The sequence below is a fragment of the Paraburkholderia phytofirmans genome (assembly GCF_046028095.1).
GTDB lineage: Bacteria > Pseudomonadota > Gammaproteobacteria > Burkholderiales > Burkholderiaceae > Paraburkholderia > Paraburkholderia phytofirmans_A.
In genome coordinates, this window is record NZ_JAQQDJ010000012.1 from 1 (window position 1) to 15,697 (window position 15,697).

10 protein-coding genes are annotated in these 15,697 nt (G+C 64.2%); 2 read left to right on the plus strand and 8 right to left on the minus strand.

All coding sequences use genetic code 11. The features are described 5' to 3' along the window. Positions 1–478 precede the first annotated feature (478 nt). Positions 479–2,476, plus strand: a complete 1,998-nt coding sequence (rpoD, locus tag PQR54_RS28725) for an RNA polymerase sigma factor RpoD (protein WP_408251664.1) — start codon at positions 479–481, stop codon at positions 2,474–2,476. Positions 2,477–2,561: 85 nt separating this feature from the next. Here rpoD and PQR54_RS28730 read toward each other — a convergent pair whose 3' ends face one another. Continuing rightward, on the minus strand, positions 2,562–2,942 hold the full coding sequence (locus PQR54_RS28730; protein ID WP_408251666.1) for a hypothetical protein: 381 nt from the start codon (positions 2,940–2,942) through the stop codon (positions 2,562–2,564). Positions 2,943–3,390: 448 nt separating this feature from the next. Between PQR54_RS28730 and PQR54_RS28735 the strand changes: the two genes are divergently transcribed. After that, positions 3,391–3,867 carry a PRC-barrel domain-containing protein gene (locus PQR54_RS28735; RefSeq protein ID WP_408251668.1) on the plus strand — a complete coding sequence of 159 codons (477 nt, stop codon included), beginning with the start codon at positions 3,391–3,393 and terminating at the stop codon, positions 3,865–3,867. Positions 3,868–4,050: 183 nt separating this feature from the next. On the opposite strand, the gene PQR54_RS28740 is transcribed toward PQR54_RS28735, so the two are convergent. Genes PQR54_RS28740 through PQR54_RS28770 form a run of 7 tightly spaced genes read right to left on the minus strand, consistent with a single transcriptional unit; the run spans position 4,051 to position 15,263 of the window. Then, positions 4,051–4,347 carry a hypothetical protein gene (locus tag PQR54_RS28740; RefSeq protein ID WP_408251669.1) on the minus strand — a complete coding sequence of 99 codons (297 nt, stop codon included), beginning with the start codon at positions 4,345–4,347 and terminating at the stop codon, positions 4,051–4,053. After that, the gene (locus PQR54_RS28745; RefSeq protein ID WP_408251671.1) at positions 4,344–5,159 is read right to left on the minus strand and encodes a YfaP family protein; all 816 of its coding nucleotides are present in this window, start codon (positions 5,157–5,159) and stop codon (positions 4,344–4,346) included. Before PQR54_RS28745 ends, PQR54_RS28740 begins: the two co-directional genes overlap by 4 nt. Before the next feature lie 22 nt (positions 5,160–5,181). Then, entirely contained in the window at positions 5,182–6,078 is an 897-nt protein-coding gene (locus PQR54_RS28750) for a YfaP family protein (RefSeq protein ID WP_408251673.1), read from the minus strand. Beyond that, the gene (locus PQR54_RS28755; RefSeq protein ID WP_408251675.1) at positions 6,075–7,970 is read right to left on the minus strand and encodes a DUF2300 domain-containing protein; all 1,896 of its coding nucleotides are present in this window, start codon (positions 7,968–7,970) and stop codon (positions 6,075–6,077) included. Before PQR54_RS28755 ends, PQR54_RS28750 begins: the two co-directional genes overlap by 4 nt. Before the next feature lie 16 nt (positions 7,971–7,986). Then, positions 7,987–12,780, minus strand: a complete 4,794-nt coding sequence (locus tag PQR54_RS28760; protein ID WP_408251677.1) for an alpha-2-macroglobulin family protein — start codon at positions 12,778–12,780, stop codon at positions 7,987–7,989. After that, positions 12,777–13,433, minus strand: a complete 657-nt coding sequence (locus tag PQR54_RS28765; protein WP_408251678.1) for a DUF1175 domain-containing protein — start codon at positions 13,431–13,433, stop codon at positions 12,777–12,779. Before PQR54_RS28765 ends, PQR54_RS28760 begins: the two co-directional genes overlap by 4 nt. 45 nt (positions 13,434–13,478) lie before the next feature. Next, positions 13,479–15,263: a DUF2138 domain-containing protein gene (locus tag PQR54_RS28770; RefSeq protein ID WP_408251680.1), complete on the minus strand. Its 1,785-nt coding sequence runs from the start codon at positions 15,261–15,263 to the stop codon at positions 13,479–13,481. Positions 15,264–15,697: the final 434 nt, after the last annotated feature.

Sequence of the window (15,697 nt, forward strand, 5' to 3'; positions counted from 1 at the left end):
GAGAACGACTGACACGTCGTCAACCCCCTTTTGTGAATTTTCTTTTGACCAGGCGCCGATCGACGCCAGAACGCGCTCTCCCTATATATAGGGAGAGCGGTGCGAACGTGATCCCTTCGTGTGAGGACACCCGAACTCCTCTATAGTGAGGAGCTTGAAAACAGCGAATGTGCACGCACCTAGATGCATCGGCCAGGCGACCGCTACGCCCGACCGGCGGCCCAAGGACGGACCTGCGACAAACGCGCATGATGAAAAGATGTGCACACGATGAGCGCAAAGCCCCAAGCTCGGATATAATGCGAGCCGCGCGAATTTCGCACATTTCTATCGGCCCGCTTCGAGCGGGCTCATCTTTTTTGCTCCCCAGAGCACAGCCAAACAACCGCGTTGAGTCACTCAGGTGATGTTGAGCCATGCTCGAAACGCCTGACGGTCGCGTCTTGCGTCTCATAGCGAAGCCTCTAGAGGAGAATACGTGAACCCTTTTGATCGCGAAGATTCGCAACACGAAACCGCCACCTACACCGCCAAAGCGCCTTCAGGCCGTACGGCCAAGGGCAAGGGCGCCGGTAAAGCGATCCCCGTGGCGGCCGAGTTGCCGCCGCAGCAAGCCGAAGAACGTCAGCGCCAGATGCGCGCGCTGATCCAGCTGGGTAAGGAGCAAGGCTACCTGACCCACGCGCAGATCAACGACCACCTGCCCGACAACTTCGCGCAGACGGCCGCTATCGACAGCATCGTCAGTGCGTTCAACGACATGGGCGTGCAGGTCTACGAACAGGCCCCGGACGCGGAAACGCTGCTGCTCAACTCGAACGCCCCGGCCGTCGTGTCGGACGATCAGGCGGACGAGGAGACCGAAGTTGCCCTGTCCACCGTCGATTCCGAATTCGGCCGCACGACCGACCCGGTGCGCATGTACATGCGTGAAATGGGCGCGACCGAACTGCTGACGCGCGCCGGCGAAATCGCGATTGCGAAGCGCATCGAAGACGGCCTGCATGAAATGGTGCAGGCGATCGCCGCTTGCCCGCTTGCGATCTCGGCCATTCTGGCGAGCGCCCAGCAGGTTGCCGACGGCGAGCTGCGCATCGACGAACTGGTCGACGGTCTGAATGAAGACACCCTCGCCGCCGAAGAAGACAGCGCCAGCGCGGACGCATCCGCCGACGTCGACGCCGACACGGACAGCGACGACGAGGAAGACAGCGACGACGACGTCGGCCCGGCCGATTCGTCCGCAGCGGACGAAGCGCGCCTGAAGCAACTCACGAGCGACTGCCTCGAAATCTTCGCGCAAGTCGGCATGCTGTCCGACCAGATGAACGCTTCGCACACGCGCGGCGACGTCACCTCGAAGGCGTACCAGCGCGCACGCGAAGAAATCCAGCAGCACCTCGCGAAGATCCGCTTCACGGCACGTACCATCGACCGCCTGTGCGGCGACGTGCAGCAACAGGTCGCGCAAGTGCGCGCGATCGAGCGCAACATTCTGCAAATCGTCGTCTCGAAGAGCGGCATGCCGCGCGAGAAGTTCATCGAGTCGTTTGCCGGTCATGAAGCCGACCTCGGCTGGACCGAACGTGCGGCGCGCGGTGCGTCGTCGTACGGCGCGGCGCTGGAGCGCCACTTGCCGGCAATTCAGTCCGAACAGCAAAAGCTGATCGAAATCGAAGCAACGGTTTCGCTGCCGCTGAAGCATCTGAAAGAGATCAACCGCCAGATGGTCGCGGCCGAATCGAAGATGCGCAAGGCGAAGAGCGAGATGATCGAGGCGAATCTGCGTCTCGTGATCTCGATCGCGAAGAAGTACGTGAATCGCGGCATGCTGTTCCTCGACCTGATCCAGGAAGGCAACATCGGCTTGATGAAGGCGGTGGACAAGTTCGAATACCGTCGCGGCTGGAAGTTCTCCACGTACGCAACGTGGTGGGTCCGCCAGGCTGTCACGCGTTCGCTCGCCGACCAGGCTCGCACGATCCGCGTGCCGGTGCACATGATCGAAACGATCAACAAGCTGAACCGCATTTCGCGCGAAATCCTGCAGCAAACCGGTCAGGAAGCGCATCCGTCCGTGCTCGCGGAACGCATGGAACTCTCGGAAGAGAAGGTGCGCGGTATTCTGAAGATCGCCAAGCAGCCGGTGTCGATGGAAACGCCGGTCGGCGACGACGGCGACGCCACGCTCGGCGACATGATCGAAGACTCCGCAGCGTCCTCACCGGCTGACGCCGCGATGCAAGCCGACTTGCGTGCCGCCATCGACGACGCGCTCGACTCGCTGTCGCCGCGCGAAGCGAAGGTGCTGCGTATGCGTTACGGCATCAACACGAAGTCGGACCACACGCTTGAAGAAGTCGGCAAGCAGTTCGACGTCACGCGTGAGCGGATTCGTCAGATCGAGAGCAAGGCCATGCGCAAGCTGATGCACCCGAGCCGCGCCGACCGCCTGAAGTCGTTCCTCGACCGCTAAGCCAACCGCTCAATCAACCGGTAAGCCGTCAATAGCGCTTGCCGTGCGTCACGCACGGCAAGCGTTTTCTTTTTCCCGCCCCCTTTCAAGCAAGCAGCGAAATGATCCCGCCGATCGTGATTCCCGCTGCCAGCCACCGCCCGGCCGTATAGAACGCGTTGTGCGCTTCCTGAGGCTGATCCGGACGCTCGAGCCCGAGCGTGCCGTACGCAAACGATTTGACCGCTGAAACGCCGGATGCCGGAGTGTTCTCACTTGCGGAATCGCTGACTGCGTCACCCTGACCCGAATTGCCTTCTTGCGCCGCCGTTGCCGCGCCTTCCGCGGAGATGTGGACGGCGTCGTCCTGCGTAGGCGCATCCGCAGTCGACGTCTGTACGACAGTGTCGTCCGCTGCGGACGGGCTTTTCGTCGTCGCGCGGTCCGGCCCCGGCAGTGTCGACGACAACGCACTGTCGATTTGCATAGCAACCCTCCGTTGATTTTGCTTTTCAATACGCCGGCCGCCGCCCCGCGCACAGCGAACGAGCGCCTATGCAGTCGCGCCGCAAACAGTCTGTCGACGTCACGCAGCCGGTCATAACTCCTATCGACCTCGGTTCGCCGAAACTTGAGCACCGGTAAGAAAGGGTAAGCACTTTCTGCTGGATCGCCGCGTCCACGCGTTGCCGATCTCGTGATCGAACGCGCGCTGAACCGCCCAAACCAACCACCACCCACGCACCTTTCTCCGGCAACGCTGCCCACAACCGTCGATTCCACACATGCCGTGCCGCACAGCCGCACGCGCAAAACCCGCCACACTGCCAGCAGCAGCGGCAACCGCCTGCAAACCGCCCCGCGCCAACCATTCCCAGGCTAACAGGCATAGTCGTTGCGCGCTCCCTGTGTACGCTTTTTACGAGGAGCACATCATGACCACGCTCGATCCCCAAGTCCCGGCATCCGCCGGCACGCAAGGCGCAAATATCGTTGGAGTCGGCATTGGCGACGGTCCCGGACCGGATGTCATGGCGGCTGCCACGCTCGATGGAAACAAGGTGATCTCGTCCGACGGCGAACATGTCGGCAAGATCTCCGACATCATGCTCGACGTGCGCGGCGGGCGGATCGCCTACGCGGTGTTGTCCACCGGCGGCTTTCTCGGCATCGGCGACACGCTTCACGCGATTCCATGGAGCGCGCTCACCCTCGACACGGACGACAGATGCTTCGTGATCGATGCGAGCGCCGATCGGATCAAGAACGCACCCGGTTTCGATAAGGATAATTGGCCTTCCATGGCGGACATGCAATGGGGCACGGCCGTGCACGAGTATTACAAACGCCCGCCGTATTGGGCTGTCACGCGTGATGTCGTGGAAGAGCGGCGATTGGACACCGACCTTTGATCGTCAGACGGGCGGAATGGATGTGCGCGAGCCGCCTCTTCCGCAGGCAGGCTCGCGGTCGAACTCGTCTACGGCATTTGTCCACAGAAACTGTTCGCAAGCCTGTGGACAACCTGCGCATGACTCACCCAACTCCTTGAACGCGTTGGCTTTCACCACCGCGCTCCGAATGAGTCGCGTGCCTCACGGCTCGCCGCACATCGACCGGACAGCGGCTCGCTCTTGCGGCGTCAACGCGGTTTCGCCAAGCCGTGATCGCTGGTTTTGCTTTTCTCGATCGCTTATCCGCGGATAATCCGAGAGAAATTCCACAGCCGCGCCGTCGCTGCGCGGACCGTTTGCTTGCAGATAGGCCGCGCCGTTCGCATCGGCGACGCGCTCCATCTCACAGCTACACGACAATCCCACGAGTCGCCCATCCAGCGAGGACACATCGGCAAAACGAAATTGATGCCGAGCGTCGCGCTGATTACGAATCACGGCAATACAAACGTTTTCACGAGTGTCAATTCACCGGCTTTGCGCATCGGCACGCGAATCGTTTCGCTCTTTTCGTTCGGCGTATTCTCGTTCGTGATGATGGTCACTTGCGCGACGGTCATATCGGCGCCGCTATTGCCGCTGCCGTAGTAATTCACATAGACCAGATACGTACCCTTCAACGGCGCCGCGGACGAATAAATCTCCGGCCCATAGCCGGTCGTCACGTCGACGTCGAGCGCGCCGCCGTTCGGCGCGACGCGCTCGCCGTACCAGGTGTGCGCGCCGTCGGGCGAGACGACGTGCAGATCCAGATCGGTGCCGTCGGTGTCCCACGCGAGCAGCACGCGCAGCTTCGGCTGAGTCTTGCCGCTGTAGGCGTCGTAGAACTGCACGCGCTTGCGGCTGCCGTCCGGCGCACGCAGTTCGACACCGTTGCTGCCGGCAGGAAACGCATACGGACGCGAGAACTTGCCGTCCTCTTCCACGCGCTGCGGCAGCGGTGTGCCGTCGACCACCAGCGTCCCCACCGACGTGCCCTTCTTCTTCGGCGTGTTGCGGATCTGCCCTTCGATCAGCGCGAATCTGGACTGCCCTTCCGGCGTCGACACCGCCACCGCCGGGTAATGCACGTCCTGCGTATAGCGTTCGCTGTCGCCGCTCGTGTTGCGCCAGCCGTTCAACGGCGCGGCGAAATCGATGTCGCTCGCGTACGCCGCCGGCGCTGCCAGCAAGCAGGCCAAACCGGCCGAACAGGCCATTGCGAGCCAGGTGCGGCTTGCCTTCATCCAACCCGTCGTCTGGACCTTCATCGTCACTGCTCCCATCCCGCTGTCAGAGTCGCTCGCTTTTTACGAGCATCAGGTCGCCGATCTTACGCAGCGGCACGACCATCGTTTCACGCCGTTCGTTCGGCGTGTTTTCATTGAACACCAGCGTCAACGTCGCCGTGATCACGTCGCGATCGTGCGCGGCGGCGTCGAAGTTATAGCCGGTCGAATCGAAGTTGCCCCAGTAATTCAGAAAGAACAGCCAAGTTCCACGCTCGGGCGCCGCCGACGAAAAAATGCCCGGTCCCGCGCCGTCCACTGAATCGACATCGAAACCGCTGCCGTCTTCGAGCGTCGGGTTCGCGAAGAAGGCGTGCAGGCCGCCCGGCGTGATCACATGCAGATCGACCTGCGCATGCGGATCGTCCCACGTGACCATCGCGCGCAGTTTCGCTTGCGGCTTGCTGCGGTCGGCCTCGTAGAACTGCATGCGTTGGTGCTGTTTGCCATCGGCGGAAATCAGCTCGATGCTGTTCGAGCCCGCGCCGAACGCCCACGGTCGTGCGAACGCGCCTTCGTCGTCGGTGTAGAGCGGCGTGGGGTTGCCGTTGACGACGAGCGTCGGCGGCTTACGCGCGTGTTTGTCGATGTGCTTCAAACGCCCTTCGATCAGCGTGCGATAACGCTGCGCGCCGCGATCGACCGGCGGCCGCGGATAGGCCGCGACGAAATGCTCGCCCTCGTTGGTCAGTCCACTGTGACGCCAGCCGCCGAACGCGCCGGTCAGCTCCGCAATCGCACCGTCCGCGTCAGCGGCTTGGGCGGTCGGTGCGATCGTGCAGAGCGCAAGCGTAGCCACCGTTACGGTTGCGGCCAGTGTCACGACTGCGCGAACTCGGCGATCGCACCGCTCAGACAGCGAGCGCAACAAGGATATCGGCGAGCGCGAGACGGTATTCATTGGATCGGATTGTCGGTACGAATCAGCGTGCGCGCGGTGCGCTCGACAAACGTCTCGTCGAGCCCACGCGGATGATGCTGAAACGCGAGGTGAATGTATTCATGCGCCAACGCGATACGGTCCTCTTCGGTCTGCAGCCGGTACACGTACACGCGATTGCGCTGCGCATCCGCATACGGCCGACCTTCGCGCACGGCGCACACCGCGGGCAGATCGGGCGTTTCGTAGCCCGCCGCGCCGTCCATGCGCCGCGCCCATATCGGCGCGTTGCGCTGCAGCCACGCCTGCGCGCCGGCCACTTCGACGCAACCGCCCGACAGCGGACTCTGGAACGAAGTCAGCGTCGCTTGCGGCCACGTGCGCGCGAGAATGGCGTCGAATGTCAGGCCGGTTTGCGCCGACGCCTTCGCAGCCAGCCAGCTCATCTGTCCCGGCGCGGCTTTGTCGTGGTGATACTGAACGGGCACGCCGGTGAGCACGAGCGCGTCGGTGAGATCGGCGGCATGGCGCGCGGCGGCTGTCGGCGCGCGTGGCAGAACACGCTGTGTGCTGCTGCTGTCGTCGATACGGAAACAGCCGTGGTCGTGGCTGCCGTGCTGCACGACATAAGTGCGCGCGGCGACCGCCAGCGCCTTCGCCGCTTCCGCCTGGCTCGTGTCGCCTTCACGCTCGACCACGCGCGCCACATAGTCGTTCATGCCGAAACGGCCGACCACTTGCGGCGCACCGGCCGCATCGCGATCGAGCCGCAACTCGCCGCGGCTCGTCACCCGCGCCCAATTGCCGTTGACGAAGCCGACGCGGAAATCGCCGCGCAACGGACCCTCGGGCGCGGCGGCCGGTCCCTTGTCGCCGAGCACTTCGCGAATCGGATAGCGGCTGAAGAAATCGACCAGCACGCAGGCGCCGTCGTCCGGCACGGTGACCTGCGTGAGCAGCGGCGCGATGCGCGGCGCGGCGGCCGCCAGCACGCGCGCGCTGCCGCCCGGACCGCCGAGCCACACCGGCGTGCCGTCCGCGAGCCAGCCGGCGGCGCCGCCGATCGAAGCGCCCGGACGCGCCGGATCCGGCATCGTCCAGGTCTTGGCGCGCAGCACGCTGCCGTAAAGCGACACCGTGCCTTCACCGCGCCCGCTGGTCAGCACCGACACCAGCGTGTTCGCTGCCGCTTCGCGCGGGCGGACGGGCATCGCCTGCAAAGCGGCGAGCAGTTCGGCCACCGGCACGCGATGCGTGGGCGTCATGGCGCGCAGATCGCGCAGCCAGGCCGGCGCGTGTGCGGCGGTCCAGTACTTGCGCCAGTCGACGGAATCGAGCTGCAGGCGCGCGGGCTCGAAAAAGAGTCCGCACGACTGCACCAGCGCATGTTCACGGTCGATATGACCGCCTGTCATGCAGCAATACACTTCTTCCGGATCGCCGCCATTGCAGGCGTAATCCGGCGTGGCGATATTGCGGTCCACCAGATAGCCGTAGACGAACAGCTTCCAGACGCTGCCGAGCGGCGTCTCCAGCGTCGCGGGCAAGACACCCGCGGCCTGCGGCGAGAAGCCGAGCGCGGCGCCACCGCCGTCGACTTGCCAAAGCTGACTCTGGCCGTCACGCAACCAGGCGAAGCGCAGCGGTTGTTTTGGCGATGCTGCGGGACCCGCTGGCGCAATGGCTGCGCTTTGAGTTCTGGCAGTACCCATGCGCGCGGCGCTGGCGTCGATTCCGGTTGCGGCTGAGCCTGTCGCATTCGTGGCAACGCCTACGCCCGTATTCGACGCACTCGAAGACAACGACGTTGCGTGCGCGCCCGCGCTGTTGCAACCCCACGCCACGCCCACGGCAAGCGCAACCCGCAGCATTGCTGCCAGACGATCGCGTAAAGGCCGAAGCGCGCGCAACATGGCGGTCTCGTCTCGCTTACTGGATGCGCAACGTCGTCACGCGATCGCTCTTGCCGCCTTCGAACGCCTTCGCGTCCGGCTGATACATGCGGAAGTAGCGCGCGGGCGGCAGCGCGAACGTGCCGGGCAACGCGAAGCGCACCAGTTGCCGCAGCGTGACCGGCCGGTCGAGCAAAGGCACGGGCTGGTGATACGCCAGCTCACCCATCTCGTACGACGCCACGCGCTGGAACGGCTGCGGACCGCCGGCGCCGTCCTTCGCGCCCGGCAGACCGTCGATCGACACGCCCCAGCTCGTCGCCTCGACATCGCCGCCCGGCGGCAGCGGCACGTCGAGCAGACCGTAGTGGTAGGCGTTGCCGGAGCGCGGCGTGAGCGTGACTTCGTCGACGTACAGCGCATTGCTGTCGATCGCATCGCCCTGCTTCATCAGACGCGCGGTGAATGCCGAGCGCCCCAACTGGCTCTCGCCGGCGGCGTCCTTCTTCTTCGGATCGGCAGCGACTTCGACCGGCTCGAGCTTGTAGAAACGCCGCTCGACGGTGATGTTCAAGCGACTGTCCTCGCTCGTGTGGCTGCGGAACGAAACCAGCGCGTTGACGTCGGTGCGCGCGGCGCCAGCATCGAGTGTGGTTGGCTGTGCCGCGCCGGTCCACTTGTAAAGCGGCGTGCCGGTCGGCGTCGCGGCGCGCGTCCAGCCCGCGCCTTGCAGCGACGGCAACGACGCGGCCGTCGGATCCGCACCGAGCGATTTGCGCAGCCACAGTAGCGTCAAGGCGCGATCGAGCGTCGGATAGTCGGCGCTGCTTTTTGCCAGCAATGCCGGGGCGTCGGCGGTCGCTCCGCCGTCGCCCGTCATTGCGATGAGGCTTTGCACCAGCGGCGCGGGATCGTTCACGAGCGTGAGGCGCGCTGCGCTCGCCGCAGCGTCGAATCCGTCGGGAGTTTGCGCGTTCGTGCTGCGTGCCATGCTCGCGATCAGCAGCGTCGCCATCTGCTTGCCACGCGGTGAGTCGGCCTGCGCGAACACAATGCTGTCCGACGCGCCGTACGTGCCGCTGCGCGCGGGCGCTTTAGCGGTGGCTGCGGCATCGCTCGTCAGATCCGCGGCGACGCCCGAGACCGGCGTCGCGACCGGCAGGCCCATCTGCTGCATCAGCCACAAAGCCAGCGCGCGATGCAACAGCGGCTCCTTCGCGCCGGCGTCGCGATAGACGTCCATCGCGTGCTGCCAGTTGTCCGCGGGCAGGCTGATGCCGAGGCTGCGGCTCGCGAGCCAATCCGCGTAATACGCGTAGGCCGTGATCAGCGCGCTGCCGCCGGTGGTATCGCCCCACCAGCCGAACGTGCCGCCGACGCCCGCGAGCATCGCCAGACGCTGGCGCTGATTGCGCAACAGCGCTTCGAGTCCTTGCGTCGAGCTCGCATTGTCGCCGTGGCCGATCGCATCGTGCGCAAGCGCCAGAGGAATCAGCCGGCTCGACGTTTGCTCGGCGCAACCGTACGGATAGTTGATCAGGTCGTCGGCGACGCGCATGAACTGGCTCTGCGCGCTGCCGATGAAACGCACGCTGACGTCCTGCGCGTCTTGCGGCAGATTGAGCGGCTTGTTCGAGCCGTCGAGTGCCACCGTGTTCTGATGCAGATCGAGCCAGCCGCTCGCGTCGAGATGAATCGTGGTTTGCAAACGATCGACGTCCTTACCCGCGCTGCGCAGCGACGCGTTGATCACGCCGTCCTTCAGCGCGCCGCCCGGCAGACGCAGATAGTTCGCGCCGCGCTTGAGCGTGACCTTCTGATTGAGCGACAAGCCGCCGCCGTCCACCACCCACTGCGCGTCCATATCCGCGTCGGTCTGATTGAACGCGATCATGTCGATGGCCGGCTGATCGTTGACGCGGAAGTGCGACGGCCCGCTCCACTTCAGATACAGCGCCTTGTCCGAGCGCACGTAAGCAGTCCGTTGACCGACCATGCCATCCGGCGCCGCGGCGCGCACGGTAATGCGCCAGCGTGCGAGCGAATCCGGCATCCTGAACGTCATGGTGGCATGGCCGTTCGCGTCGGTTTTCAGATTGCCTTCCCACGCGGCCGTGTCCTGATCGTCGCGGCGCGGCCGTTCGAGCACCTTCACGCCGCGCTCGTTGTAGTTTGCGCGTTGCGGTCCGCCCGGCGCGCCCTTCAGCGGCGAGCGCGCGAGGTCGTAGGTAATGAACGACAGGCTCGACGAAGTCCGCACGTTATTGCGGCGCGGGTGATAGAAGAAGTCGACGATGTTCGGCGCGATTTCCGGCTGCAGCACGTAGACCATCTCGTCGACCACGCTCACAGTCAGATTCGCCGCTTCCGGCTTGCCGTTCAACGTGCTGTCGAAATTCAGCGTGACCGTGTCGCCCGGTCCGTACACCGGCTTGTCGCTCTTCACGTTCAGTTCGATCTGCGGTTGCGCGACCACGATGCCCGCGTTCTGGAACACGAATTCGCCGGCGTGCACGTACAACACCGAGAACGTCATGTTCGGCGCGAAGTCAGCGCCGACCTTGATGCGCGCTTTCCATTGCGACGGCGCCACGCGTTGCAATTGCAGCCAGTCGCCGCCCGCTGTCAGCAACGCGCGACGTTCGACGTTGTCGCGTTCAAGTGTCAGTAAGGCGTCGTCGACCGGCGTCGGGAACGTGATCAGTGCTTCCGCGGTATCGCCGATTTTGTACTTGTCGCGATCGAACACGATCTCGACGCTGCCCGGAATCGCCTTCAGGCCATCGCCCGCGACCCAGTGGCTGGTGGCGGCGAGCAGGTTGCCCAAGTCGTCTTTCACCGACAACATGTACGAACCCGGTTCGTCGAACTGCACCGGGAACGACAGCTTGCCGCTCGCGCTTGCGGCCTTCAACGCGCCTTCGCCATGCGTTTGCGATTCGAGACGCGTCCATTCGTACTTCGACGGAGCATGTGATGCCGGATCGATCGCACCGAGCGCCTGCAAATCGAAGCTGACTGCTTCCTTCGGTTGCGAGAACGATTTGGCCGTGGTCAACCGATACGGCGTTGCGCCGCGCGCGATCAGTACTTCGCGCGTCACACGCACCTTGTACGCCGCGCCGTCCTGTGCGAACAGCGTCAACGCATAGCGGCTCGGTTCTTTCGCGGCCGGCAGCGTGAGGCTCGCGTTGCCGTCGCTATCCGTCTTCAGTTCCTGCTGTTCGAGCTTGACCGGGAACAGGCCCGCATAACGCAATTCACCGTCGACGATCGTCACTTTCTGCGCACGCAGCGTGACCGAAATCTTGCTGTCGCGCACCGGCTTGCCGTCCGGATAGCGCAACTGGATCTTGCCCTTCAGCGCCTCGCCGGTCGCGTAGTCGGCTTTGTCCATCGACAGGTTCACGTCGAAGTGCGGCTTCACATATTCGGCGACCCGAAACGCGCTGCCGTAGACATCGCCGTTGTAGTCGAAGCGCAGCGTGTAGCCACCGGCGGTGGCGTCGGCGGGCAGCGTGAACGCGGTATCCGCGCCGGTGTCCGACGCGAAATGCACTTTGCTGGTCGCCACCGGCGCGCCGTTCGGATCGAGCACGTCGAGCTTGATATCGGCCTCGGCCGGCGCCGACGATTGCGTCGCGTTCTGGAACGTGCGGCCGATGAACTTCACATGCACAGGATCGCCCGGCCGGTACATCGGCCGATCGGTCACTGCGTAGATCTTCGTGTTGTAGATCTCGCTGTCGTAATAGAAATTCTCGGAGACGAACACGCCGCCCTGCGGATCGGTGCCGAGCACATAGCTGCGCTCGGGGCTGACGTGTTGCAGCACCAGCGCGCCGTCGCCGCCCGTCGTGCCGCTTTGCAGAACGCCTACGCCATCGGTCCAGTTCACTTCCGTATTCGCCACGGGCTTGCCGTTATCGCGCCGCGTGGTCCACACCAGCATGCCGCTCGACGCCGCCTTCACGACCGCCACCGTGTCCGACACGAACAGGAGCGTATGCGCGCGATAGTTGCCGATCACCGCCTCGACGATATACAGCCCCGGCGGCAGCTTGCCGACCGGAATCATCACGTTGCCCGAACTGGCTTCGATAAAGTTACTGCTGCTGCCCGCGAGATTCACGCCCTTCGGCGGCTCGATCACTTTCGCGTCCCAGATCGGATAGCGGAAACGCGCGACCATGTCGTAGCCTTTGAGCGGCGCGAATTGCGAGTTCGGCTCGAACTGCGTTTGCTTGCCGGTCTGTTCGCCGAGCTTGAATTGCGGCGCCGCTTCGGTCGCCTTGCTGCGGGTCGCGAACGACAACACCCGCTGCCATGCGCGGCGTGCTTCGGTGAACCAGCGGTCCCACAGATACGCGAGCGTATTCGCGAGCCCTTCGCCCTGATAATTCGGCGCGACATTCAGCCGATGCAGATTCTTTTGCGCTTTCAGAAAGTCCAGCGGCTTCGGCACCCGATACACGACGATGTCCGCGCCGCCATACGCTTGCAATGCATCCTTGAAATCGCGGCCCGGCGCTTCGAGCCGCACCTGCGCGAGTTGATCACTGCCGAAGCTCGCGTCCGAAAGCAGGAAGAACGGCTGACCGTCCACTTTCTGCGAGCTGAAGTTGCTGGACGGCGCCGTCTGCAGCGTCGGATTCCCGGCGATGTTGGCATCGGCGGCGGCCGCGGCGCTCGCTGCGTCGTCGTCGGCATAAGCGGCCGGTGCGACGACCAGCGTCAGCGCTGCGATTAACGCCGCGAACGTGCATGCCGCGCGACGGCGCGCCTTGCCCAACCAACCGCGCGATGGCGTGACGGAAATCATTCGGGTCATGGTGTCAGAAAGTCCAAACGAAACACGCCAACGAAATTCGGATTGCCGTCGAGCGGCTGCCAGCGGGAGTCTTTCCATTGCATCAGGTCGGAGACGGCGACGGCGCGCAGACCGGTATCGGTCGGCGTGACGGTGCCTGTGTGATAAGCGATGTAGCGATCCAACCAGATCATCAGATGCTGGTCGTCGCCCTGGTCGAAGAACAGCAGATCGCCGGGCAGCGCCTGGTTCACGTCCTTCGAAACAAAACGGCTATTGCGTTGAATCAGTGCGATCGCCGATGCGTACGCGCCGGTGGAACCGTCGAGCTGGGTCCAGCGATTGGCGATTCCGCGCTGCGACGCGGACAGTTGCAGTTCGGGCGGCATGCTGCTGGTATCCGCGAGACTGGTCATGCCGTTGGCGCGCAGCCATCGCGTGTCGTGCGGCCGGAGCGTCTCGCCGACGGCGAAGCGCACGAGGCCCGCGCAATCGCGTTGGGTCCAGCGCGGGGTGGGACCGCGCCGCATCTGCTGGTCGACGATGCGCGCGAACCACGCGCGAAATGCCGCGGATTGTTGTGGCGAGAGCGCGTCGGGGTCGGGGGATGCGGTGGTGCTGGTGAGCGCGTGCGCGTAGGGCGCGAGGCTTGCCAGCGCGCAAAGTGAAGCCATGCGCGCAAGCCATGTGCGGCGCGAGGATACGCGAAGGCGGCGCACTCAGTCGCCCTCGGTGCCGGGTTGATCCGCGGGCGTATCCGCAGCGCTCGTATTCGAACCAGCATCCGCTTTGGCGCGATCGAACCACCACTCCACCGGCACCCAGCCCGTCGAGCCCGGCAGATTCTGCGGCAGCGTCAGCGAAACCGGCGGGTAATGAGCGAGCGCGTGCAGCTTCGGCAGAAGATGCGTGCGCGACGCGTTGCGGAACACCGCTTCCTGATCCGCCGGCAACGCCGCGCCGGCCTCGCGTTCGATCAGCGCGGCTGCCGACGACGGCGTGAACGTCAAAATCGTGCGCGGCAGACGTTGCGGCGCGAGCGTGTCGGCGAGCGCCGGGTACCGCTTGTCGAGCACCGCGAGCGTGTCGTCGACGAGGCGGCCGTCCGGCGAAAAAATCAGATAGCCGTGCGCGAGCGCGAGCGTGACCGGGAAATAACGTTCCGCCGACAACTGCGACGCGAACGACGCTTTGCTGGTCACCGCGGTGCCCGAACGCGCGCTCACCGGACGCTGCCACACAGTGACATCCGCGCCCGGGTCGCGCGTGGTGACCGGCAAGCGGCGATAGCCCGAGTCGGCGCCGTCGGCTTTGGCGGCCTTCGCTTCATAGGCGCCGATCACGTCGCCGAAAGTCTTGCCGAGCGCAGTCTTCAATGCGGCGACGCCGGCCGCGTCCTGCTTCTTCACGCGCGCGACGAACACCGGCGCGACCAGCGTGGACTTCGCATACCAGCACACCGCCGCGGGGCCGGTGAGCTGATCGCCGATCGCGGCAGCGTTGTCCGCGCCGCCACCGGCCACTTTGCCCAACAGACCCGAGGCTTCTTTCCAGTCCGCCGGCAAGCTCGTGCAAGCGGCCGCATTGGCCGGCAACGCGCGCCACAGGTCGGCGCCATTCCACTGCTGCGGCAACTTGCCTGGGTCGATCAGCGCCGAGGTTTGCCAGTTCGCTGCGGCGTTGCCGTTCGGCGAGAAGTCGAAGCGCAGTGCGTCGATACCGGAGAAGAACGACTGATAACCGAACGACAGGTAATTGGCCGACACCACCAGCCGGTGGCCCTTCGGCGCGTCGCCGGACGCGTCGAGCCGATAGGCGTGTGCGGCGTCGTCGCGGCCCGAGGACAGCATCTCCGAGAGAGCATCGGCGCGCTCGCTCAGCAGCGCACCCTTGCCGTCGAGCAATACGCCGGGCGCGGACAGCACCACCAGACGATCCTCTTTGGTGGCGAACAGCAGCGTGCGGCCGACCGCCAGCTTCAATGCATAGACGGGCACGTCGCCGGAAAGCTTGGCCACCTGACTCAGTTGCGCGTCGCTCGTGGCGACGTTGCCCACGCCTTGCAGCAGCTTGGCGAAGCCGTTGCGATGCATCGACATCAACCAGTAGCCGAGGCGGCCGTCAGGCGAGCGCCACAGCAGCACGTGCGCCGGTTCGTCGAAGACACGGCGGATCAGTTCGTCGCGCCAGTCGAGTTGATGTTCGAACGCGAGACGCCGCAGCGCGCCCTCCGCGGACAGGCGCGTATTGCTCGATTCGTAATAGTCGACGAAGTCTTGCGTCAGCACGTCGTGCAGCAGCGGCACGCGCAGAATGTCGCGCGGCAAACGCGAAAGCGCTTCGCTGTCGATCACCGCGTCAGGGTGATGAATATCGAGGACGACTTCGCTGTTCTCGGCGACTTTGCGATGACCGAAAGGACGCCACACCGCCTGAATGACCACGCCGGCCACAACCAGAAGACCGACTACCAGGATTGCAATCTTTTTGCGCGACATCTTCATCTGATTTCTTCTGGTTCGATGCGACGGTATTAACGCGGATGCCCAGTGGATTAAGCCAGCGGGATCAATCTCCGAAGGCAGCGATGATAACCGATATTTTTATCTAAAAACCAGCGACACTTCCTATTTAACAGTCTGACTTGCTTCAGAAGTTTGACAAAATCAGAAACATGCCTGATTAAGGGATTTGCAAACGTATCCATTGGACATGACGAGTCGATTCGTTAAACCGGCGCAAGCGAGCGGGAAGATTATATGCAAACACACGCGACAGATGGCCGCGCCGTTTTGCGCACGCTCTACGTCTACCTGGATGGCATTACTTGTCCGCAGCCTTTATCCTAAATCCGCTTAATTTAGCGTACGCGTAAAAAACCCGGCTGCACGCAATGTGCTCGCCGGGTTATTTCAGGCATCGCGATTACTACTTTGAT

Bases quoted from the DNA above. Each gene is read 5' to 3' on its own strand.
- PQR54_RS28770 (WP_408251680.1), bottom strand. From the start codon at position 15,263: ATGAAGATGTCGCGCAAAAAGATTGCAATCCTGGTAGTCGGTCTTCTG.
- PQR54_RS28735 (WP_408251668.1), top strand. From the start codon at position 3,391: ATGACCACGCTCGATCCCCAAGTCCCGGCATCCGCCGGCACGCAAGGC.
- PQR54_RS28765 (WP_408251678.1), bottom strand. From the start codon at position 13,433: ATGGCTTCACTTTGCGCGCTGGCAAGCCTCGCGCCCTACGCGCACGCG.
- PQR54_RS28760 (WP_408251677.1), bottom strand. From the start codon at position 12,780: ATGACCCGAATGATTTCCGTCACGCCATCGCGCGGTTGGTTGGGCAAG.
- PQR54_RS28755 (WP_408251675.1), bottom strand. From the start codon at position 7,970: ATGTTGCGCGCGCTTCGGCCTTTACGCGATCGTCTGGCAGCAATGCTG.
- PQR54_RS28730 (WP_408251666.1), bottom strand. From the start codon at position 2,942: ATGCAAATCGACAGTGCGTTGTCGTCGACACTGCCGGGGCCGGACCGC.
- PQR54_RS28750 (WP_408251673.1), bottom strand. From the start codon at position 6,078: ATGAATACCGTCTCGCGCTCGCCGATATCCTTGTTGCGCTCGCTGTCT.
- PQR54_RS28745 (WP_408251671.1), bottom strand. From the start codon at position 5,159: ATGAAGGTCCAGACGACGGGTTGGATGAAGGCAAGCCGCACCTGGCTC.